Source organism: Arenibacter sp. F26102 (assembly GCF_023015865.1).
Lineage (GTDB): Bacteria > Bacteroidota > Bacteroidia > Flavobacteriales > Flavobacteriaceae > Arenibacter.
This window is the reverse complement of the sequence record NZ_JALKBC010000013.1, coordinates 60,281-82,783: the sequence shown is the minus strand read 5'-3', so window position 1 is coordinate 82,783 and position 22,503 is coordinate 60,281. Positions and strand designations below refer to the sequence as shown.

General features: G+C 38.3%; 24 protein-coding genes. 9 read left to right on the top strand and 15 right to left on the bottom strand.

Going from position 1 to position 22,503, the window contains the following annotated elements:
* Window positions 1–24 precede the first annotated feature (24 nt).
* Both MWU78_RS17015 and MWU78_RS17010 read left to right on the top strand, forming a co-directional pair.
* On the top strand, window positions 25–1,266 hold the full coding sequence (locus tag MWU78_RS17015; protein ID WP_246999918.1) for an Nramp family divalent metal transporter: 1,242 nt from the start codon (window positions 25–27) through the stop codon (window positions 1,264–1,266).
* A gap of 10 nt (window positions 1,267–1,276) precedes the next feature.
* Complete coding sequence (locus tag MWU78_RS17010) at window positions 1,277–2,038, top strand: glucosamine-6-phosphate deaminase (protein ID WP_246999916.1); 762 nt, start codon at window positions 1,277–1,279, stop codon at window positions 2,036–2,038.
* Between the two features lie 66 nt (window positions 2,039–2,104).
* Here MWU78_RS17010 and MWU78_RS17005 read toward each other — a convergent pair whose 3' ends face one another.
* Window positions 2,105–2,449 carry a HopJ type III effector protein gene (locus MWU78_RS17005; protein WP_246999914.1) on the bottom strand — a complete coding sequence of 115 codons (345 nt, stop codon included), beginning with the start codon at window positions 2,447–2,449 and terminating at the stop codon, window positions 2,105–2,107.
* Window positions 2,450–2,661: 212 nt separating this feature from the next.
* On the opposite strand from MWU78_RS17005, the gene MWU78_RS17000 reads away from it, so the two are divergent.
* Together MWU78_RS17000 and MWU78_RS16995 are read left to right on the top strand one after the other, a co-directional pair.
* Window positions 2,662–3,255 carry a hypothetical protein gene (locus MWU78_RS17000; protein ID WP_246999913.1) on the top strand — a complete coding sequence of 198 codons (594 nt, stop codon included), beginning with the start codon at window positions 2,662–2,664 and terminating at the stop codon, window positions 3,253–3,255.
* A 224-nt stretch (window positions 3,256–3,479) separates the two neighbouring features.
* Window positions 3,480–5,051 (top strand): SDR family oxidoreductase, encoded by a 1,572-nt coding sequence (locus MWU78_RS16995; protein WP_246999911.1) that lies wholly within the window; start codon window positions 3,480–3,482, stop codon window positions 5,049–5,051.
* Window positions 5,052–5,646: 595 nt separating this feature from the next.
* Here MWU78_RS16995 and MWU78_RS16990 read toward each other — a convergent pair.
* Entirely contained in the window at window positions 5,647–5,865 is a 219-nt protein-coding gene (locus MWU78_RS16990; RefSeq protein WP_246999909.1) for a hypothetical protein, read from the bottom strand.
* 185 nt (window positions 5,866–6,050) lie between these two features.
* On the opposite strand from MWU78_RS16990, the gene MWU78_RS16985 reads away from it, so the two are divergent.
* Window positions 6,051–7,319: a sterol desaturase family protein gene (locus MWU78_RS16985; protein ID WP_246999906.1), complete on the top strand. Its 1,269-nt coding sequence runs from the start codon at window positions 6,051–6,053 to the stop codon at window positions 7,317–7,319.
* Window positions 7,320–7,384: 65 nt separating this feature from the next.
* Here the strand turns inward: MWU78_RS16985 and MWU78_RS16980 are convergent, their stop codons facing one another.
* The 6 genes from MWU78_RS16980 to rsfS are packed head-to-tail and all read right to left on the bottom strand — an operon-like array spanning window position 7,385 to window position 12,220.
* Window positions 7,385–7,654, bottom strand: coding sequence for an acyl-CoA-binding protein (locus MWU78_RS16980; protein ID WP_246999904.1), 270 nt, complete (start codon window positions 7,652–7,654; stop codon window positions 7,385–7,387).
* A complete protein-coding gene (locus MWU78_RS16975; RefSeq protein ID WP_246999902.1) occupies window positions 7,644–8,318 on the bottom strand; it encodes a phosphatidylserine decarboxylase family protein in 675 nt (224 codons plus the stop codon). Before MWU78_RS16975 ends, MWU78_RS16980 begins: the two co-directional genes overlap by 11 nt.
* On the bottom strand, window positions 8,308–9,111 hold the full coding sequence (locus tag MWU78_RS16970) for a phosphatidate cytidylyltransferase (RefSeq protein ID WP_246999900.1): 804 nt from the start codon (window positions 9,109–9,111) through the stop codon (window positions 8,308–8,310). The genes MWU78_RS16975 and MWU78_RS16970 overlap by 11 nt, the downstream gene beginning before the upstream one ends.
* A gap of 1 nt (window position 9,112) precedes the next feature.
* Window positions 9,113–9,724: an LUD domain-containing protein gene (locus tag MWU78_RS16965; RefSeq protein ID WP_246999898.1), complete on the bottom strand. Its 612-nt coding sequence runs from the start codon at window positions 9,722–9,724 to the stop codon at window positions 9,113–9,115.
* Between the two features lie 60 nt (window positions 9,725–9,784).
* A complete protein-coding gene (gene ftsH / locus MWU78_RS16960) occupies window positions 9,785–11,833 on the bottom strand; it encodes an ATP-dependent zinc metalloprotease FtsH (RefSeq protein WP_246999896.1) in 2,049 nt (682 codons plus the stop codon).
* Between the two features lie 9 nt (window positions 11,834–11,842).
* Entirely contained in the window at window positions 11,843–12,220 is a 378-nt protein-coding gene (gene rsfS, locus MWU78_RS16955) for a ribosome silencing factor (protein ID WP_246999894.1), read from the bottom strand.
* Window positions 12,221–12,313: 93 nt separating this feature from the next.
* On the opposite strand from rsfS, the gene MWU78_RS16950 reads away from it, so the two are divergent.
* Window positions 12,314–13,045 (top strand): biotin--[acetyl-CoA-carboxylase] ligase, encoded by a 732-nt coding sequence (locus MWU78_RS16950; RefSeq protein WP_246999891.1) that lies wholly within the window; start codon window positions 12,314–12,316, stop codon window positions 13,043–13,045.
* Between the two features lie 21 nt (window positions 13,046–13,066).
* Here the strand turns inward: MWU78_RS16950 and MWU78_RS16945 are convergent, their stop codons facing one another.
* A complete protein-coding gene (locus tag MWU78_RS16945) occupies window positions 13,067–13,459 on the bottom strand; it encodes an SRPBCC family protein (protein WP_246999889.1) in 393 nt (130 codons plus the stop codon).
* Between the two features lie 3 nt (window positions 13,460–13,462).
* Window positions 13,463–14,104, bottom strand: a complete 642-nt coding sequence (pyrE, locus tag MWU78_RS16940) for an orotate phosphoribosyltransferase (protein WP_187585759.1) — start codon at window positions 14,102–14,104, stop codon at window positions 13,463–13,465.
* A 7-nt stretch (window positions 14,105–14,111) separates the two neighbouring features.
* Between pyrE and MWU78_RS16935 the strand changes: the two genes are divergently transcribed.
* Window positions 14,112–14,699 carry an NUDIX hydrolase gene (locus MWU78_RS16935; RefSeq protein WP_246999887.1) on the top strand — a complete coding sequence of 196 codons (588 nt, stop codon included), beginning with the start codon at window positions 14,112–14,114 and terminating at the stop codon, window positions 14,697–14,699.
* A gap of 4 nt (window positions 14,700–14,703) precedes the next feature.
* Here the strand turns inward: MWU78_RS16935 and MWU78_RS16930 are convergent, their stop codons facing one another.
* From MWU78_RS16930 to MWU78_RS16910, 5 genes are all read right to left on the bottom strand, one after another.
* Window positions 14,704–16,449 carry a M14 family metallopeptidase gene (locus MWU78_RS16930; protein ID WP_246999885.1) on the bottom strand — a complete coding sequence of 582 codons (1,746 nt, stop codon included), beginning with the start codon at window positions 16,447–16,449 and terminating at the stop codon, window positions 14,704–14,706.
* A 141-nt stretch (window positions 16,450–16,590) separates the two neighbouring features.
* Window positions 16,591–17,001, bottom strand: a complete 411-nt coding sequence (locus MWU78_RS16925; RefSeq protein ID WP_246999883.1) for a response regulator — start codon at window positions 16,999–17,001, stop codon at window positions 16,591–16,593.
* On the bottom strand, window positions 16,988–18,838 hold the full coding sequence (locus tag MWU78_RS16920; RefSeq protein WP_246999881.1) for a PAS domain-containing protein: 1,851 nt from the start codon (window positions 18,836–18,838) through the stop codon (window positions 16,988–16,990). Before MWU78_RS16920 ends, MWU78_RS16925 begins: the two co-directional genes overlap by 14 nt.
* 228 nt (window positions 18,839–19,066) lie before the next feature.
* A complete protein-coding gene (gene coaD / locus MWU78_RS16915; protein WP_246999878.1) occupies window positions 19,067–19,525 on the bottom strand; it encodes a pantetheine-phosphate adenylyltransferase in 459 nt (152 codons plus the stop codon).
* A 113-nt stretch (window positions 19,526–19,638) separates the two neighbouring features.
* Window positions 19,639–20,613: a D-alanine--D-alanine ligase gene (locus tag MWU78_RS16910; protein WP_246999876.1), complete on the bottom strand. Its 975-nt coding sequence runs from the start codon at window positions 20,611–20,613 to the stop codon at window positions 19,639–19,641.
* Between the two features lie 202 nt (window positions 20,614–20,815).
* Here MWU78_RS16910 and MWU78_RS16905 point away from each other — a divergent pair, with 202 nt between their 5' ends.
* Entirely contained in the window at window positions 20,816–21,403 is a 588-nt protein-coding gene (locus tag MWU78_RS16905) for a PASTA domain-containing protein (RefSeq protein ID WP_246999874.1), read from the top strand.
* 2 nt (window positions 21,404–21,405) lie between these two features.
* Window positions 21,406–22,437, top strand: a complete 1,032-nt coding sequence (locus tag MWU78_RS16900) for an RluA family pseudouridine synthase (RefSeq protein WP_246999872.1) — start codon at window positions 21,406–21,408, stop codon at window positions 22,435–22,437.
* The last annotated feature ends 66 nt before the right edge of the window (window positions 22,438–22,503 follow it).

Genomic DNA, 22,503 nt, shown 5'->3' with positions numbered 1-22,503 from the left:
AAATTAAAAGGAGTTGAACTGGGTATGGGCAATAAATCAATAATCAAAAAAATACTTTTGGGACTAAGCGCGGTAGGTCCGGGGCTTTTTCTTATAGGCTACAATATTGGGACAGGTAGCGTTACCACAATGGCCAAGACTGGTGCGGAATACGGTATGAGCCTTTTTTGGGCATTGGTACTATCCTGTGTCTTTACCTATATTTTAATGGTAGCCTATGGTAAGGTGACCCTGGTAACGGGGAGGACTGCCCTGTTTAATTTTAAACAGGAATTTAAATGGGGTTGGATACTTTCCCTCTATATTATACTAGTGCTTATTATTGGAGAATTATTGGCTCTTATGGGCGTAATGGGAATAGTGGCCGATTTGGTGCAGGAAGGGGTACGCTTGGCGTATAATGGAGTAGTGGTCCAAAGGGCGTGGATCATCCTGTTCTTTGTTGTAATACTTGCGCTCTTTTTGTGGTTTGGCCGTTATAAGGCCTTCGAAAAAATATTGACGGTTTTGGTTATCTTGATGGGGTTGTCATTTATAGTTGTTTTTATTATGGTCCGTCCCGATATGGCGGATATCATGTCCGGTATGGTTCCAAGTATCCCGGACACACCAGGTGCCTTAGGGCTTATTGCTGCCATTACAGGGACAACCTGTTCGGCAGCTGTTTTTGTTATGAGAAGTACGGTGGTGGCTGAAAAGGGATGGGGCATAAACGATCTTAAAAAAGAAAAGACAGATGCCTTTGTGTCTGCCTTTATGATGCTTTTATTGAGCGGTGTTATTATGGCCGTTGCCGCAGGAACTTTGCATATTTCGGGGATGAAACTGGACAATACGGTAGAGATGATATCCTTATTTGAGCCTTTGGGTGGCAAATTGGCTGCTTTTGTACTTATTATAGGGATTACGGGAGCTGGACTTTCCACCATATTTCCTATTGTGCTAATAGCTCCCTGGTTACTTGCCGATTATAGGGGAACTCCAAGAAATATACATTCTACCACTTCCAGAATTCTTATCCTTGGTGCCTTGGTATTTACTTTCGGGACCGTTTTTTTGGAGGAAAGGCCTCCTGCACTTATGGTGTTTTCCCAGGCTTTTCAGGCTTGTATCCTGCCAGCCGTAGCGGTACCTATGTTTATTTTGATCAACAGACATCAATTGATGGGGGATAATAAGGCTGGAGCTAAGCTTAATTTTGGTTTAGTGGCCGTAATTCTATTTTCATTGCTTACCACATGGTTTGCAATTTCAGATTTTATTTAAAAAAGAAACAATGGAAAAATCATTTCAAATCGAAAATTTGGCAGTAAAAACCTATGCGGAGACGAAATCCATGGGAGAAGCTGCGGCCGATTATGTTGCCGGGAAATTACGGACGGCCATAAGCAAAAAAGGTGCTGCCAACCTCATATTGGCTACTGGTGCATCACAGTTTTCGTTTTTAGAGGCGCTACAGACCAGGGAAATCGACTGGAAAAAAATAACCGTTTTTCATTTGGATGAATACAAGGGGCTATCGGAAACCCATCCAGCTAGTTTTAGAAAGTATCTTAAAGAACGCATTTTGAATAGTGTGGCACCAAAAAAGGTATATTTTTTAAATGGTGATGCAGAAGATTTAGAGGGAGAGTTAAAGAGTTATGAAGAAGCGCTGAAAGTCCATCCAATAGACATTGCCTGTATTGGAATTGGTGAAAATGGTCACATAGCCTTTAATGATCCCGCAGTGGCCGATTTTAATGATCCCAAATTGATAAAATTGGTGGAGTTGGATGAGGCCTGTAGAAATCAACAACTTGGAGAGGGATGGTTTCCAACCTTTGACGATGTGCCTAAAGAGGCCCTTACGTTGACCATTACCGCTATATTGAACTGTGAGGCCATAAGTTGTGTGGTGCCCGACGAAAGAAAGGCTCAGGCCGTTTACAACACTCTTTATGGGGATATAAGTACTGCTTGTCCGGCTTCCATACTTAGGACCCACAAGGAAACCGTGTTGTTTTTGGATAAGGCCTCGGCTTCCATGGTCAAATAGTCTTTCAATTGGGTTTAGCTTTGTTTATTCTAGGACCTAGGTGCGGTAACAGTGCCTAGTTAAATCTTACTTGATACTCAGAGCCTCGTTGTCAAAAGAAATACCTTCCCAACCCGTAACTAAAAAGTTGCGAATGTTTTGGTGATCCGTACCTGTTGGATTTTCCAAGACATCTTTTCTATAGTAGGAGCCAAAGCATGCCAAGGTTTCTTCTTTGTTTAGTTTATGATGTTGTGCAAATGAGAAAACCTTACAAGAACCGGAATTTTGGCCGGCCTCATTTATCACATCCCCATTGGTGAATTTTGAAGGTGAAAAATTATAATAGGTATCTATTATGTTTATAGTGTCTCCAAATGCTATTTCTTCCGGAGTTCTTCTAAGTTTGTTTAAAAATTCGTAAACCGTCATAGTTGCGTGGGATTTTGGTATTAGCCCATAAATTTATATTATCCTTGCAAGAATAAGGCTACTTCATGAAGTTAATTATTCCATATTTGTAGAATGGGTTAGATCCGTATTTTTTATCTTTAAGGAAATGTAATAATATTCAAATTTGTTAGTCCATCATTGATCGATCGTATTTATAATAAATAATTAATCACAACACTAAATATTGACACATGAAACAACTAATTTTAGGGATGGTGCTGTTATCAGTTTTTCCTGCAATGTGCCAAGGGCATAAAATAGAAGTTCTCCCAAGCGATATTCAAATTAAGACTGCTGTTTTACCAGCTCCAGAGGAAAAGAAGGATGGAGCTATGGTTTATGGTTATGATAACTCCGGGGAATTGGTGGTATTGCGTAAGGGAACCAATAATTTGGTGTGCATTGGGGACAATCCCAATAAGGACGGAATTAATGTGGCCTGTTATTCCAAAAAGTTGGAACCTTTTATGGCCCGTGGCAGGGAACTCTCGGCAAAAGATCTGGCGGGAGATGAGAGGGAGAAAATTCGTGCAAAGGAAGTGGCTTCGGGTAAATTGAAAATGCCCAAGGAACCCAGCATGATGTATATATATTATGGAAAATCCGAAGACTATAATACTACTACTGGGGAATTGCAAAATGGAAAATTTAGATATGTGATTTATACGCCTTTTGCAACCACGGAATCTACGGGATTACCAGACAAACCACATGCTCCTGGAATGCCATGGTTAATGGATCCCGGCACCCATAGGGCGCACATTATGGTTGGGCCTTTTGATTAAAATTGTTTTTCTTTCAAAATATTTCAGTTCCATGCCCATGTTTTGGGTATGTTTTCTTTAGGGCAGCCTAACAAAACTACTTTTATCAGCTTGAGGTTGGCTAAGTTCGATCGAGTCTGAACAGTCTTGTTTTAGACTTGTTTTTTCGCTAAATGGTTCTGTTTGTGCAATCTAATATAAACCTTACATTTGCACGGTTTTAATTTTCAGAAAATTTCAGGGAAATGGGTAGTAATAATCTGGTAGATGGGCAGGAGAATGTCTTGGACAAGCTAAGTTTGGAAGAGATCGATCAGTGTATATTTCTACTTGAGAAGCTGGTTGAAAACGGACATACCGTTTTTGAACTTCCGGAGGAAAAAAGAGTGGCTTTGCTAAAGGCAGCGGGCCAATTATCGAGGCCGGCCAAGAATGAATTTAAACAACGCAAGAAAGATGCTGCCAAGGCGGCCAAGCGAAAAATGATAGAGCGCGATAAGCATGCGCGTAAGGAAACAGGTATTAGAAGTGCTAGGGAAGCCGCCGTTTTTGTAGCCCCAAAATTATTGGCTGCTCCCGTTAAGGATACCTTGGATGAGCTGGAATTGGAATCCCCTAGAAATTGCTATGTATGTAAGGCGGTATATACAAAACTACATCATTTCTATGATGCCATGTGCCCGGAATGTGGCGATTATAACTATGTAAAACGTTTTCAGACGGCCGACCTTAGCGGGCAGGTTGCCATAGTTACCGGGTCTAGATTAAAAATAGGCTATCATATCACTTTAATCTTGTTAAGGGCTGGTGCAACAGTGGTTGCCACTACAAGGTTTCCGGTGGATTCCGCATTGCGGTTCTCCAGGGAGGAGGATTTTCACGAATGGGGGCACAGATTAAAAATACATGGCTTGGATCTAAGACATATACCAAGTGTTGAAATCTTTTGCAATTTTATTGAACAACAATATGATCGTTTGGATATTTTGATCAATAACGCTGCCCAAACGGTAAGAAGGCCTGCTGGGTTTTACCAGCACCTGATGAAGAATGAGGAAGTTCCGTTTCAGGAGTTACCCCCAAGGGCTCAAGAAGTGTTGTCCGATCACGATTTTTGTTTACAGGAACTTAATAGCTTAACCAAAGGAACAGCAAGTGTCCAGAATAATGCTTTGCCGGTTAATTGGCATGCACCTGAGCCAGGGATTGGAATCAGGGCTTCTGCCAAACTATCCCAGATCCCCTATAGTTTTGATAGTTCCCTTTCTGCCAAGGAAGTTTTTCCCGAAGGAGAATTGGATGCGGATCTACAACAGGTAGACCTGCGCAAGACCAATAGCTGGAGATTGAAATTGGGGGAGATAGAAACCCCGGAAATGATAGAAGTGCAACTGGTAAATGCCATTGCACCCTTTGTACTCTGTAACCGCTTGTCTAAGCTTATGCGCCAGGAAAATACAGGTAAGAAACATATTATAAACGTATCTGCCATGGAAGGTAAATTCCATAGGTTTTATAAGGAGGATCGCCACCCCCATACCAATATGGCCAAGGCAGCACTGAACATGATGACACATACTTCCGCGTTGGATTTTGCCAAGGACGGGGTGTTTATGAATGCGGTGGATACGGGTTGGGTAACAGATGAGGACCCTATAGAATTATCCAAAAGAAAGGAAGAAATCCATGACTTTCAACCTCCATTGGATATTGTTGATGGTGCCGCTAGGGTGTTGGACCCCTTAATCGACGGCATTAATACAGGTAAACATTGGTGCGGTAAGTTTCTAAAAGATTATCGTCCCATAGACTGGTAATCCGTTTTTTAATCAAAGGTATCCCTCAAAAAAGGGGCAATTTCCACTGTTTTGCTTTTAGCGAAGCTGTAGGGAAGTCTATATTTAATTATTTGACACCTGATTGTACGGGCTTTGATATATCAAAAGTAGGGCGCTGATAATTACGATATTCTTAATTATGTACTGTCCTACCAAGGTGAGTGAAAATGGTGCTTTGGAAAAGGAAATTTTAGGGAAAAACACTACCGGAATAAAAGTGAGGACGAGATTTATTATGGCCATTACGATAATTCTTTTGAGCTGAATTTTAAAAATTAAGCACAACCCAATGGCGATCTCAATTATGGCAAGTAATAATATCCCCGTATTTTCTGGAATTAAATCAAAGGTCAATAATGAAATGGTTTGTTTGGCCAGTATGTCCGCCGGACTTAGTCCAGGAAAAAATTTTAGCAATCCGAACCATAGGTAGATTATGCCTATGCTTATGCCAAGTATTCAGCGATTTTGGGTTAATCGGAACATCTATTATAGTTTGTTGGTATAACTTTTTGATTTTCCAGTTGGATTATGAATGTCATTAGTAAGAATAAAGAGGTCTTATGAGCTTGGTTTATTGGTTGACCGTAGTTCCACCTTCACCTATAAGCTGAAGATGTTTTTTATAATGATGCCTGGCTACTTGCCTGCCCAGCTCCAATCCTGCAACATTATCTGCCTGTATATGATACCCTCCCATAACTCTGGATATACCCACCATTTCGGCTGTTTCGGTAAAAGATGGGAATTTTATGATAACAGGGTCGTCTAGATAATTGGGTTCGGTAAACAAAAGCTTTTGTCAAGGTTCATTTTGTCCAAACACAGGGGAATTCTGTTTTGTCCATACTTAGGGGAGCCTTATGAGACTAAAAGTAACATTATGAGTGGTTTGTGTAGTTGAGTAGTACTATGTTGAATAAAAAAAATAACCATTTTCGCTATATTTGTTAGAGCTTATAATATTAACCTTGATTAATGGAAACCTACGCGACGGCACTTTTATATGCCATCCCATTTTTTGTAATCCTTTTGACGATAGAGATAGCCTATGGCCAATTTGTAAAGAAACAGATGCATAAGGTTATGGATACAGTTTCCAGTATTAGTTCCGGACTTACCAATATAATAAAGGATACATTGGGGCTTGCCTTGGTCGTAGTTTCTTATCCCTACCTGTTGGAACATTTGGCAATTACCGAGATTAAGGCTACATGGCTGGTTTGGCTCCTAGCTTTTATAGTTCTCGATTTTGCCGGTTACTGGAATCACAGGTTAAGCCATAAAATAAATATTTTTTGGAATCAGCATGTAATCCACCACAGCAGTGAGGAATTTAATTTGGCCTGTGCTCTAAGACAGCCCATTAGTAATCTGATAGGCTATTTTTCCTTGTTCCTAATTCCAGCTGCGGTTTTGGGAGTTCCCCATTTAGTAATAGCTATTTTGGCTCCTATACATTTGTTTGCCCAGTTTTGGTACCATACCAGGCATATTGGTAGGATGGGTTGGGTGGAATATATATTGGTTACACCGTCGCAGCACCGGGTACACCATGCCATAAATCCGGAATACATAGATAAAAACCTAGGACAAATACTTTGCGTTTGGGATCGTATGTTTGGTACATTTCAGGAGGAATTGGACGAGGTTCCTCCCCAATACGGAGTATTGAAGCCTGCCGCAACCTGGAATCCCGTAATTATAAATTTTCAACATTTATGGAGGCTATTGCAGGATGCATGGCGAACAAGAAGTTTAAGGGATAAATTACGCATTTGGTTTATGCCCACAGGCTGGAGACCGAATGATGTTAAGGAACAGTATCCTATTGCTATTATCGAGGATGTTTACGACTTTAAAAGATATGAAACGTATGCAACCAATAGGTTGAAGCAGTATGCTATTTTTCAAATGCTGGCAAGTTTGGGGTTAATGATGTTTATGTTCTTTAATTATCCCGAAATAGGTTTTGGTGGTCTACTGGTTTTTAGCGGCTTTATTTTTGTGGGAATCTATGGGTATACCACTCTTATGGATAGGAAAAAGTATGCGGTTGTGATAGAGTTGTTCAGGGGAATGGCAGGAATTTTATGGATAGTGTATTTCGGAGATTGGTTTGGACTAAATTCTTACCTCCCATCGGGAAATTTATGGGTAGGGGCTTATTTCCTTGTTACAATTATTGGCGGAATATACTTTACTTATTTTGAAAATAAGGAAGACCAATTGAATATGGTTTCTTAAGGGTTTGTAAGCAGTATTATTTGAATTTAAAGGCTTAACAAAAGAAGCCTGTTAAAGTTAATTCCCTATTTCTTGTTCTTTCGAACTTCTTTGTCCACCAATTCTATATAACGTTCCATGGCTTCTTCTATGGTTACGTTCTTGGCCTGGATAAGGGCATTGGCCTTGAAAGCATTTATTAAGGGAGTCCTGCTTCCCGGATGGCTAAAATTGCGATTTGCAATTTTAAAATAGGCATATAATTTTAATAGAAGATCAGCAGGGAGAGGGTCGTTGTAATCATTAATGAAATCGACCGCTGCTATAAATTCTTTATTTAGTTTATCAGTCTTCATTTTCTTTTTGAACCCTTGTAGTTGCAATACATGTCTTAGCCCCTGTTACTTTTTGGTGCAGTTTTACGGTAATTGCACTATTCAAAGGTAAGAACAAATCTACTCTAGAGCCAAATTTAATAAATCCAGCGTCTTCGCCCTGTTGAACACTTTCGCCAACTTCAGCATAATTAATAATACGGCGGGCCATGGCGCCAGCGATTTGGCGGTATAGTATGTCCCCAAACTTTGGGGTATTTATGACAACGGTAGTTCTTTCATTCTCCTCGCTGGACTTCGGATGCCAGGCTACTAGATATTTTCCAGCATGGTATTTGGAGAATTTAATAAGTCCACTTGCCGGATATCTTGTAACATGCACATTTATGGGAGACATAAAAATGGATACTTGGATACGTTTGTCCTTAAAATATTCGGTTTCCTCCACTTCCTCTATAACAACCACCTTACCGTCTACAGGCGCTAGTATTTCATCAAAACTTTTGGTGGCATTTCGTTTGGGATTTCTAAAGAACTGTAGAATTAGAACAAGTATGACCAATGAGGTAATTTGAAGAACAAATTTTAGCCACGTGATGTCCACGAAAAAATTGGCCAATATTATAATGGAACAAACCAAAATAAAGGTTGTTGTAATGATTTTTTGTCCTTCTCTATGAAACATGCGAAAAAATAATTAAAGTTAAATATGCAAAAGGTGCAGCAAACACTAGACTGTCCAATCTATCCAGCATTCCACCATGTCCCGGCAAAATGGCTCCACTATCCTTGACGCCTGCGGCCCTTTTAAATTTAGATTCTATAAGGTCTCCCAAACTTCCCGTCAATACAATGACCGATGCCAGAATTAACCATTGAACCAGCGAAATATTGGTTTCATATTTCGATAAAAAATACGATGCTGCCAATGCAAAAACAAAACCTCCTATTGCTCCCTCTATTGTTTTTTTTGGGGAAATGGAAGGGAACAATTTATTACGACCTATACTTTTGCCAACCAAGTAAGCAAAAGTATCGTTTACCCAAATTAGGATAAATACTCCCATGATCAGGAACTTTGCAAATTCATTATCCTTATAGGGAATCATAGTTAGGAAAATACAACCTCCCCCTATATAAAACAAACCGATTATAAATTTTTGCAAAGAGTTGAACAATTTTTCCTTTCCTGAAAAGAGGTAGTACAACAGTATAAAATTAATGGATATTGTAATGAACATCAAAATATTGATGAGAATCTTATCATCGATCAGATATATATATGTCCACCAAAGTGCCAAATAAGCAATAAAAATGTGGTAGCCAGGAAGTTTGATCATACGTTTGTACTCGTATAAACAGGCGAGACCAAAGGTCATAAACAAAAAGTCAAACGCATCGGAGCTTAGAAATACGGCGGAAAGTAGTAAAATTACATACACCGCACCTGTAAGTAAGCGCCTTAAAATTTCTCTCATGTTATAGGTCTTCCAGAAGTAAAAGGTAAAGATTTTTAGAACTACTTCCGTAAGTTAAGAAATCGTCAGAATTTTCAGCGGTAGGTTGAAAATGTTTTATGGTAGTAATGTTGGCCGGAATAACATTTTTATACTTCTTTTTTATTGTTTTAAGACCCTCTCCAATAGATTCTACCATTTGGCTTGTGGTGGCAAAAACAATGACATTTGCAGGTAATTCGTTAAGTTTTCTTTCTTTTAATTGATTGGAGCAAACTAAGATAGAGCCATTTTGGGCAATCAAATGTTCACAGGTTGTAAAGAATATCTCGCTCTTATTGGGGTGATCGGTGAAATTAATTTCCTGTTTTGAGAATTTATCTTCCAACCTTTTATCCATTGAAAAAAAGGTTTGGTCCTGCCATTCATTCTCAATAATTATATTGTCCAAATTGGTAAATACCTCACGGATCGAATCACAATACAAGAACTTTCCACCGTTGTGTTTAAAATTAATGGTAAACTTTTCGTCTACGGGAATATTTAGGTCGGGCATATGCTGCCCTCTTGTTTCCACAGTTTCTTTGGAAACCCTTTTTTTTCCTCCCCCAAAAAGTTTATCAAATAATCCCATTAATATCTAAAACGCTCCTTTGGTCCCTTAGTCTTTAAGAACAACGAATTATTTATTGTTTTATTTTTTTATTTCTGTTTCCGATTTTGGAGTATCCTTTTTGGCTTTTTCTGCAGCAACGGCTTTTTCTTCTTTTTCGGCAGCAATGGCCTTTTCTTCTTTTTCGGCCGCTTCCTCAGCTTCCATCCTCTTGTCTCTTTCAAAAAGGCGTTTACCGAAAATCTTTTCCAAATCGTCCTTAAATATAACTTCTTTTTCCAATAATCGCTCTGCCAATTCGGTAAGTTTATCTTTGTTTTTGGATAATAGCTCAACCGCTCTTACATACTGCTCCTCAATAAGCTTGGAAATCTCTTTATCTATGGTCAATGCGGTCTGCTCGCTATAGGGTTTGGAGAACCCGTATTCATTTTGTCCGGATGAATCGTAATAGGTTAAATTCCCTATTTCATCATTTAAACCGTAAATGGTTACCATGGCCCTAGCTTGCTTGGTTACTTTTTCCAAATCGCTTAGTGCACCTGTTGATATCTGATCAAAGATTACCTTTTCAGCTGCTCTACCTCCCAAGGTAGCGCACATTTCATCTTTCATTTGATCAGGGCGAACAATTAAACGTTCTTCAGGCAAATACCATGCTGCACCCAGAGATTGCCCTCTAGGCACTATAGTTACTTTTACAAGCGGTGCGGCATGTTCCAACATCCAGCTAACGGTTGCGTGTCCCGCTTCGTGATAGGCAATGGTTTTCTTTTCACCGGGGGTGATTATTTTATTCTTTTTCTCCAATCCGCCAACAATCCTATCCACGGCATCCAAAAAGTCTTGTTTGGTCACCGCTTTCTTTTCTTTACGGGCTGCGATCAATGCCGCTTCATTACAAACATTGGCAATATCGGCACCTGAAAAACCAGGTGTTTGTTTTGCCAGAAAATCCAAGTCCAATGTTTCGGCCGTTTTTATGGGTCTTAAGTGAACTTCAAAAATTTCTTTACGTTCCCTAATATCCGGAAGGTCAACATATATCTGTCTATCAAATCGGCCTGCTCTCATTAATGCCTTGTCCAATACATCTGCACGGTTTGTAGCCGCCAGTACTATAACATTGGTGTTGGTACCAAAACCATCCATCTCCGTCAATAATTGGTTCAAGGTATTTTCCCTTTCGTCATTGGAGCCTGTGAAATTATTTTTGCCTCTGGCTCTACCAATGGCATCGATCTCATCAATAAAAATAATGGCAGGCGATTTATCCTTGGCTTGTTTAAATAAGTCCCTTACCCTAGAAGCTCCTACTCCCACGAACATTTCAACAAAATCTGAACCAGAAAGTGAAAAGAAAGGAACTTTCGCTTCTCCCGCAACTGCTTTGGCCAATAAGGTTTTACCGGTTCCTGGAGGTCCTACCAATAGTGCACCTTTAGGAATTTTACCACCTAAGGAGGTGTATTTATCCGGATTTCTCAAGAACTCTACTATTTCCTCTACCTCTTCCTTGGCACCTTCCAATCCCGCAACATCTTTAAATGAGGTTCTTGTATCTGTTTTTTCATCGAACAGTTTGGCTTTGGATTTTCCAATGTTGAATATCTGTCCTCCTGCACCACCACCGGCACCACCGGACATACGTCGCATCAGGTATATCCAAATACCTATGATCAGCACAAATGGAAGTAGTGTTAATAATAGTTCGGTGAGTACATTGGATTCCTGATCGTATGTAAGCTCCGTATCTAAATTGTTTTCCTTTTTGATATCATTGATTTCGTTTTCAAAATTCTGCTGATCTCCATAGTTTACTATATACTGTGGTGTTGCAGTGGCAGTCAATGAAAAAGGTTGATCGGAAACATCCTTGTGAACCTCCTTATTTAAGGCTTCTTCCGTTAAGAAGATTTTTGCCTGTCTAGTATTGGTGATGACCAATATTTTTCTAATATCCCCATTTCTAAGATACTCCTGAAGCTCAGAGGTACTTGCTTTTTTGGTATTTGCAAAGTTACCACTTCCGAAAAATTGAAAACCAATTAATAATATCGCTATTACGCCATATATCCACCAAGTATTGAATTTGGGTTTTTTGGGACTTGTATTATTTTCTTTTGCCATTATTTTTTTTTACTGTTTGAAGCTACTTTCAACTGAAGTTACCTTGGCATCTCCCCAAAGTCCTTCTATATCATAATATTCTCTCACTTGTTTTTGAAATACATGTACAACTACGTTTACGTAGTCCATTAAAATCCACTCGGCATTATCCGAACCTTCTACATGCCAAGGTTTGTCTTGAATTGCTTTACTAACGGTTTTTTGGATGGAGCCTACAATGGCGTTTACATGTGTGTTGGAAGTACCATTACAAATAATAAAGTAGTCACAAACAGTATTCTCAATATCTCTTAGATCAAGTAAATTTATATCATGTCCTTTAACCTCTTCTATTCCACTTAAAATTAAAGCAATTAACTCATCTGCGCTACTTTTCCTTTTCTGCATTCAAAAATTTTAAATTTTTACAAAGTTATTATTTTTTTGTTTTTTTAACTATTGTTTTTAACAATACATTATATAATAATCATAAGATTGTAAATGCAATTAATCAAACTTAGTGCCACGGACTCCACAAATGCCTATTTAAAGGATTTGATGTTCAATAATATTCTAGGGGATTTTACGGTGGTAATGGCCCATTCCCAATTGAAAGGTCGTGGGCAAATGGGAACGAATTGGCTTTCTGAGCCTGGTAAAAACCTGACTTTTAGTGTTTTAGTCAAACCTCAAGACATTCAGGTCGTTGACCAATTTGTCTTAAATATTTGTGTTTCGTTGGCAATTTACGAAACATTATCACAACTACAAGTACCTGATCTGAAGATTAAATGGCCTAACGACATTATGTCAGGACATTCCAAAATTTGTGGTATTCTTATTGAAAATATTTTATCCGGACAGCACATTCAAGCTTCTATTGTCGGAATCGGTTTAAATGTAAATCAATTAACGTTCAATAACCTGCCCAATGTATCCTCCTTAAAGTTATTATTGGGAAGAACATTCAACCTGGAGGAACTTCTTCTGAATATTGTCGAAAACTTAAAAGGTCTGTTTGGGAATAGCGGTGAAGAGGAGCAAAAGCGTCTTTTTGAAGTGTATGAGACAAAACTTTTTAGAAAAGACAAGCCTTCAACCTTTACAAATCAAGATAATGAGATGTTTATGGGCTTTATAAAGGGGGTTTCAAGTGGTGGAAAGCTAAAGATCTTAATGGAAGACAACATTCTAAAGGAATTCAACCTAAAAGAGGTGAAACTTTTGTATTAAGACCAAAATAGGGGATTACTCCTATAATTTGGCAAGATTATCGGATAGGGTTCCAATGAAATTGTTGATAGGTGATTTAATCATCATGGCCATCATTGCATTGAACTCGCCTTCAAAACTTAGAGCCACTTCACTTTCAGTATCATTTATTTCCGTAATATCCGCTGTTAGGGTGAAGGGCAATTTGTCACTTGCAGCCCCAAAAGTTAATTGGGAATAAGGCGTTTGATGTTTCTTCTGAAGCACTATTTCTGGCATACCAGTGAGGGCAAACAAAAATCGATTCTCGTTGATTACCTCAAACTTACTGATGTTTTGTGGCATTAGAGTCTCAAAATTCTTCACGTCGTTAAGAAAATCAAAAACTTCCTTACTACTTTTATTTACTTTTTTCTTGGGTGTTTCTAAGTACATAATTTATGATTGCCAGGTAGAGGGGCTGCTTTTCCACTCTAATAAAGTTTTTAATTGATTCTCCTTGATATAGTTCGTATCCGAGGCCTGCTGTATTAAATAATCGTAATCGCTTAAGGTGTGCAGGTCCAAACCGTATTTTTTAAAATTTTCATTGGCTACATCAAAACCGTAGGTGAAAATTGCAAGCATCCCTTTTACATGTGCTCCGTTGTTCTTCAGTGCTTCTACGGCATTTAAGCTGCTTTTTCCGGTGCTGATCAAATCTTCAATGACCACTACGCTCTGATTGGCCTGTAAGTTGCCTTCTATTTGATTTTGGCGCCCGTGGGATTTGGCCTCTGGCCTAACATAAATAAAGGGTAGCCCTAAATATTCCGCAACCAACATGCCTATGCCAATAGCCCCAGTAGCTACTCCGGCTATCACATCTGGCTTGCCGTACAGGCTTTCTACTTGTTTTCCCATTTGTTCCCGAACATAATTTCTAATGCTTGGGTATGAGAGGATTATCCTATTATCACAATAAATTGGAGATTTCCATCCTGAAGCCCATGTAAATGGATTTTCAGGTTTCAACTTAATTGCATTAATTTGTAGCAGAAGCTCTGCAGTTTTTTTGGCAGTGTCTTTATCTAAAACCATGACGCAAATGTATAAAGTTTTTGTTAATGAGGCACCTCTGATTTTAACAAATAAATTATCGGATACGGCAAATAATAAATATTTTTTGTTGAACGGGTCTGCTATAAACGAAGCAATTGACTCTTTGGCCAGCAAAAAACTTAATGAAGCTTTTATTTATCACCCTAATCATGAAGAAATTTTAAAGAAATTCTCAAAAAAAATACCATTGGTGGTTGCGGCTGGTGGGGTGGTCACCAATAAGGAGGGGAAAGTGCTATTTATTTACCGAAACGATAAGTGGGATCTTCCAAAAGGAAAATTGGATAAAGGAGAAACTATTGAGGAATGTGCTTTGCGTGAAGTTGAAGAGGAAACCGGGGTAAAGGGATTGAAAATAGAAAATTTTCTAAGGACCACCTATCACCTCTTTAAAAGGAATGGAGGATATAAATTAAAGGAAGTGCATTGGTTTGCCATGAAAACAAGCTATAAAGGGGTTTTGGTGGGCGAGGCCAGTGAGGGAATAGAAAAAGTAAAATGGAAAGGCCCGGAAAAAATCAAAAAAGCCTTGGATAATTCTTATGCGAATATCAAAATTCTATTCGAGGATTAATGGTTTAATCTTTTAGGATTCTATAAATAGGGTATTGCATATGTTCCGGTTCGTAATATTTGGACCGTTTGTAGATCCAATCCAGTTGGGCATACCAATCGCTGGCAAAAGTACTGTCGATTTCCTTTTTTAGATCGAATTGGTTTTTAATTTCTTTGTCCTCCTGTAGGATTTCCAGGGCAAGATCTTCGAAGACATATGGTGAGAAGCTTTCTTTTTGCTGCAAGATAGCGTCGAAAAAATTCCAATTAAAGAAGGAGTCCGTAGCTTCCGGCTCCAAGGTCTCCAATAAATAGCGCATCCCTTTTTGATTAGTGGGAACCAGAATATCACCTGCAGTGAAATCTACTTTTTTGTTGGTGCGCAGCACTTTGGTATTATAATGCGGGTAATGGCCCTCATAGGAATTAGTGGAAGTGCTAAAACTGTCTATTTTATAAGACTCTACAGCAAAGGAAGTATCTTCTAATAAGGTCTTGAAGCTTATTTGGTTCACGGTCAGTAAATCTATTATTTTGTCAAAGCCCTTTCTAATGACATAAGCTTTGGGGATTTCTACCTCATGGACAGGAACATAGTAATTTTGATAGTTGACTTCCTTTACAAACGGCCGGTTTCTATCATATTTTAGTCTGGGAAAGCCTGTTATTTCACTATTAAATTCATCGGCTTCGTAACCTTTGAATTCCAAAACGGTACTTCGTGTGGTGTCAATGGCCCATTGAAGCGGGTAGTTTTGTCTCTCTAGATATACCTCAAAAGCATTCTCCCTCAAATTTTTAATCTTTTTGTAGTCTTTCTCAGATAAGTCCAAAATTTTGGTCATCATAGCGTATACGCCTTCTACTCTTTGTTTATAGGGTTTTAGCATATGGGTTTCAATCATTAAGCCCAAGGTATTCCATAGTGTGGTATATCCGGTAGAATACCTGGGATAGTCCATAAATTGGGAAAATCCCTTTTCGGGTACTTGATTAAATACATTTACATAAGGAGAAATGTCCCAGTCCGCTTCGGCCAATGAATTTTCCAAGGCAGGCATCATCTCTTTATGAAGGTAATTGCCCAACTCCCCTCCAAGTTTATTATGCTGTGTAAATAGGTGGGTAAGTGTGTATTGGTAATCCGCACCATTACTAACGTGGTTGTCAATAAAAATATCCGGTTTTATTAAATGAAAAATTTTGGCAAAAGTGTGGGCGTTTTTAGTATCCGATTTTATAAAATCGCGGTTAAGGTCATAGTTTTTTGCGTTGCCCCTAAATCCATAGGCTTTAGGTCCATTTTGGTTAACCCTGGATGTAGAATTTCTGTTTAAGGCTCCGCCAACATTATAGACAGGAATTGTTACTACTACCGTATTTTTAGGGGAATCTATGTTTTTCATTGCCAAGTCCCTAAACAAGAGCATTGTTGCGTCTATGCCATCGCTTTCTCCTGGATGTATGCCGTTATTTATAAATAGGATGCTCTTATCCCTTCCAATTTTTTGAAAATTAAAATCGGCATCTGGATTGTAGGTGACCATATGTAAGGGATTACCACTATCGGTATTACCTATGATCTGAATATTAATTTCGGGAAATTCTTTGGCAAGTTGAAGGTAGAAGTCAATTACTTGTAAATAAGTTGCTGTTTCTTCCCCATTGCTTCTCTCAAAAACAGTCTCGATGTTTTCGGTTTTTCTTTCTTTTTTGGTCTCGCAAGAAATAAGACAGAGCACTAGTAATAGTCTTACCAGAAGTTTCATGCTACATTAAAATTTTATTTAATACTCAAAAAAAAGCTGCTTTGCCGTTTATTGGAAAATTAGGGTGTGTTTGGAGTTAATTGTGTTGAAATACGCCCCAAATTAATTCTCAAAAACTCAAAGTTAGCTAAAACTTGGGTATTAAATTGAAATGGCAGTAGTAATTTCTTCTATTTCGGATCTTCGAATGGGTTTGCTATTGAATATGATGCTATGGTGTGTCAATGACTTGAAATTTTCAGCCTTATCTTTGTCATTTTGGTCAATGGAGGACGTTACTATATTTATGTTGATGCTTTTTTTTAGAGGTAATTTTATAAACGCGTCCAAAAATTCCCATCCATCCATTATGGGCATGTTAATATCCAAAAAAATTAATTCGGGAAGATCTGATTTTTCGATAATCATTTTCTTTATACCATCAATGGCCATTTGTCCATTTTTAAATTCAAAAATGGCATCGCAAGTGGCTACGGAATTCAATATTTTTTTAATTCCATAAACCGTTATCGGGTCATCATCCACAATGAAAATTGAATTAATTTTTTTCATTAAAGTATAAATTAAAAGTACTTCCAATACCAACCTGACTGCTGGCATTTATTTTGCCATGCATGGCTTCTATCTGATTTTTTGTAATGTACAGTCCCAATCCTTTGGCATCGGCATTCCCATGAAAGGTTTTGTACATTCCAAATAACTTGGTTCCGTATTTTTTTAAATCCAACCCTAAACCATTATCCTCAATACTTAATACAGTATAATTTTGAACATAATTCAAGCTTAATTTTATAATCGGGTCAACATCCGGTTTCTTATATTTTAGTGCATTGGTAATTATATTTGTCAAGATGTTCTGCAAGTAGGCCGGAACGACATTTATTTTTACGTCATCGGATATTTCGCTTATGACTGTGGCCTTGTTCCTGTCTAGCTGTGTTTTAAGTTTCTTTAGTACACCATTTACTTTTTTATTGACGTTTACCTCTTTCTTGATAATGTTGGACTCTGTATTAATGGCCACAATATCATTTAGATTATGAAGGGTGTCCATTAGATTCTTTGAAGAATCGGTTAGCATATCCATAATTCTTAATTTTTCCTTTTCATCTTCCTCGCTGGCCAAGAAGTCCAATAACATTGCAAAATTGGCAGAATGGGACCTTAAGTTATGGGAGACTATATGGGCAAAATTTATTAGTTTTTTATTTTGGGAAGAGGTAACGGAAATAAGGCTTTTTAGCTCCTTTTCCTTTTGTTTTTGCTCCGAAATATCCATGCTAATACCAACAAGACCGGTAACTTCGCCATTATCTCCCTTTAATGGGATCTTGGAAGAGAGAAAGGTAATAACTGAGCCGTCCGGGTTGGTACGTGTTAGTTCCTTGTTCAACATAGGGTTTTGGGAGATCATCACTTCTACATCTTCATCCCGAAATTTTTGCGCCGTGGGCTTGTCATATAGGTCAAAATCATCCTTACCTATAATGTCGTTCTCACTTTCTATTCCTAAAAACTCCAATTCAGATTTGTTGGCCAATAATTTTTTTGATTGTGTATCCTTAATATAAATCTGTAATGGCAGGTTATTGATTAGCGTTTTTAGGAGGTGCTCATTGTCTTTGGTTTTTTGTTCTTTCTGAACAAAATCCGTTATGTCTTGAACAATTCCTATAAGTCCAACGTATTCGCCACTCTTGTATAAGGGCTTTCCGGAAACATTTACCCATTTTTCATTTCCTTTGGCGGTAACGATCTGCAATTTTTCGTTCCAGGAAGTTTTTTTCTCCCGCGCCGAAAAAATGGCCATGGAAATAGTATTTCTGCTATAGCCTGCCTTGTAAAAATTAACGGAATTATCTATATCTATTTCATAATCATCGTCGACTTCGAAAATACGCCTTATCATGCCACAGCAAATGAATTTATCTTGTTGCTTATGGTATTCCCAGTTGCCTATTTTACCATGCTCACCTGTTGCTTTTTGAAGGAATTCGAGTTTCTCTATTCTTAATTCGTTTTTAACACGATCGGTAACATCCTCGGTTTGAATAATGGCGCCAATTATGTTTTCCTGTTCATCGTACCACGGTATGTTGTTCCACTGGAACCATTTTTCTTTGGAACTGTTGTCCAAATAAACATCTGTGCCCGACTCGGGAAATTTGCCATCGAAACAAGCAAGTAAAGTTTCTGTCCATTTATTGCTTACATTTTTAAACAATTCATATATGGATTTTCCAATATAATCTTTACCCTGAAAATTAAAATCTTCAGCCCACTTATCAGACGCGAGAACAACCTTGAATTCCTTATTGATAAAAGCAGTAGGCTTTGGCAGCTGCTTTATCAGGAATTGGTTGGATACAATGGGGGTCTTCATAATCATCTGTCGCATTTTCCTACAATAGTAGTGTGATTATATAAACTTGCGAATAGATTGTTGTGAATTGGACAAAATTAGTGGTGTATCGTTAAAATAAAGATTTTTTCTATGAAATTCAATTGAATTTAAGACTGCGATAGCCAGAGATACTGTAGTCCTTGGTCCACAGAATTTCTTGATAATCTAACATAAACACATAAATTTTTGTGAATCCTAAACTATAGAATTTTTCTATTTTGTTCTAACCGAATCTGGTACCAAACCAGTGTAGTCGCCACCATTTCTTATGACATCCCTAACAATGGAGGAACTAATGTAAGATTTGCCGGAAGAGGTCAGCAAGAAAACGGTTTCTATTTCGGAAAGCTTTCGATTGGTATGTGCTATTGCCTTTTCAAATTCGAAATCCCCTGGGTTTCTAAGGCCTCTTAGGATAAATCCGGCATTTACTTTTTTGCAAAAGTCCACGGTTAATCCCTGATAGGTGAGAACTGTTATTTGCGGTTCATCCTTAAAGGCCACGGATATAAATTTTTTACGCTCCTCCAGGGAAAACATATATTGTTTATCTGTGTTAACGCCAATGGCAATGATGATTTCATCAAAAAGAGTGATTCCTCTTTTTATTATATCGTAATGTCCAAGGGTCAATGGATCAAAGGAACCCGGAAAGATGGCGCGTTTTTTCATTCTTACACTATTAAGGTTGACCTTGCTCTATTGCCGTAAATGCGATGGAAAAAAGGTCGTTGGTATATATACCCGTTATTTTTTGGTGGGTATGGTTTTTAAAATTACTTAATTTATCCCAATGCTTCCCAAATGGCACTTTCAAAGAGTTCTGAAAGGGAAAGGCCTGCTATTTTGGCCTGCTGGGGTAAAATACTTTCTGTAGTAAGTCCAGGGGTGGTATTCATTTCCAACATAAAAGGTTCATCATTCACAAAAATGAATTCACTTCTTGAAAACCCTTTCATTTTTAGAACTTCATAAGCCCTTTTTGCAATTTCAGTCACTTTTTCTTCTTGGTCTTTGGTTATTCTTGCCGGTGTTATTTCTTGGGATTTTCCTTCGTATTTGGCTTCGTAATCAAAGAAGTCGTTCTCAGATACTATTTCTGTGATGGGCAGCACTTTGGTCTCACCCTTGTATCCGATCACTCCAACAGAAACTTCGGTTCCATTTAAAAAAGATTCTATAAGTATTTCATTGTCTTCCTGAAATGCATTCTCAATGGCCTTTAGTAACTCTTCTTTCTTATAGACTTTGGATATACCAAAACTGCTACCAGCTTTATTGGCTTTTACAAAACAGGGTAAACCTACTTTTTCTATTATAGCATCTTCGTTAACGGGGTCGCCCAAATTCATGTAATATGAGGGAGCAGATTTTATCCCGTAGGGTTTTAAAACACTTAATAGGTCGCGTTTGTTAAAGGTTAATGCGGCCTGGTAATAGTCGCAGGAAGTTTGTGGAATTCCAATAAGCTGTAAATAGGCCTGCATTAGGCCATCCTCACCGGGAGTGCCATGAATGGCGTTGAATACGCAATCAAATTTTAAAATTTCGGTGGCCAGGGGTACAGTGAAATCATGCCTGTTAACATTAAATTCCTTCTGGTTGTTGTCTACATAGACCCATTTGTCTTTAAAAATATGGATTCTGTAGGCGTTGAATTTTTCCTTGTCCAGATAGTCATAAACTACACCTCCGCTTATTAAGGAAATCTTATACTCACTAGAGTAGCCGCCCATTATAATTGCAATATTTTTTTTCATTCGTTAAATCTAATTTTTAATACTTGGTCATTTTGAACGTTATTTAAGTATTTGGTGCGCAAGAATTTTTAAAGAATAGCCCTAATTTTAAGGGTGTATTTTAAAAGCAATCTGCCCGCCAAAACCAATAAACAAATATCATGCATTCAAAGTAAAGAAAAAGCGTTCGGTTTTCTATCTTTGCGACACAAGAAAATATACTATGCGAAATTTTTTTAGGTTTTTAACGAGTAAATCTTTTTTGATTCAGTTGGTATTGGCGCTGGTAGTTTCGGTATTGTTGGTTATTGGTGCAATGCAATGGCTTAAGACCACCACCAATCACGGTAAGTTTGTTGAGGTACCCGATTTATCCAAATTGTCGGTTACGGAGATGAGGTCAATAATCGATCAATCAAAATTGCGTTATGAGGTACTGGATTCGGCTAATTATAATCCGACCTATCCGAGGTTTTCCATTATAGACCAGACACCTCGTGCAGGTAGTAAAGTGAAGGAGAGCAGGAAAATTTATATTACCGTTAATCCCTCTGGTTATAAAAAAGTCACTATTCCCAATATTATTCAGGTAACCCAAAGGAATGCAAGTTCTATGCTCAAAGCTGTTGGTTTGGAGGTGGAACGTGTTACTTATGTGGACGAATTGGGAAAGGATATGGTATATAATATAAAGTACAAAGGAAAATACATTGTCCCAGGTGACAAGTTGCCCAAAACATCGAAGATTGAATTGATTTGTGGCAATGGTAATATTACCGCAAGAGCAGAAGTTAAGGCAGAGTCCGAATAATTATGGAAGCACAGGATGAGTTTGAATTAAATGAGGAGGAACTTTTTGAGCATCATAGTTTTACTGCTTCTAAAGGCCAAGACCCATTAAGGATCGATAAGTTTTTAATGAATTTCATTGAAAACGCTACGCGAAATAAAATTCAACAGGCCGCAAAAGATGGCAATGTTTGGGTAAATGGGGCTACTGTTAAGCAAAATTACAAAGTAAAGGCCGGGGATCATATACGGGTCATGTTTGCCCATCCACCACACGAAAATTTATTGACACCGGAAAACATACCCTTGGATATTGTCTATGAGGATGATGTGCTTTTGGTGGTGAATAAGCCGGCAGGGATGGTGGTGCATCCTGGACATGGCAACTATTCCGGAACCTTGATCAATGCATTGATCTACCATGTTGACAATTTGCCAAAAAACAGTGATGAACGTCCAGGCCTTGTACATAGAATAGATAAGGATACTTCCGGTCTATTGGTGGTGGCCAAGACCGAAGCTGCTATGACACATTTGGCTAAACAGTTTTTTGATAAATCAAGCGAACGAGAGTATATAGCTCTAGTATGGGGAAATGTGGAGGAGGATACGGGAACTATTGAAGGACATATAGGTCGCAATCCTAAAAACAGATTGCAGATGCAGGTTTTCCCTGAAGGGGAGCAGGGCAAGGAGGCGGTTACCCATTATAAGGTTTTGGAACGCCTTGGATATGTAACCATGCTAGCCTGTACACTGGAAACCGGGAGAACTCATCAAATTAGAGTGCATTTAAAGCATATTGGACATACACTGTTCAATGATGAGCGATATGGGGGTGAAAAAGTCTTAAAGGGGACTACTTTTACAAAATACAAGCAATTTGTAGATAACGCCTTTAAAATTTTACCAAGGCAGGCCCTTCATGCAAAGACCTTGGGGTTTGTGCATCCTGTTTCAGGAAAATTTATGCGGTTCGATTCCGAAATCCCTGAGGATATGGCCAGCTGTATTGAAAAATGGAAGCAATACTCTAAGCGCAGTCAAGCTGAATAGTTTTCGTTTATACCAATATTGATAACAAGATTTTAAAGGGTTAGGTAATTTAATGTTCAGCCATTA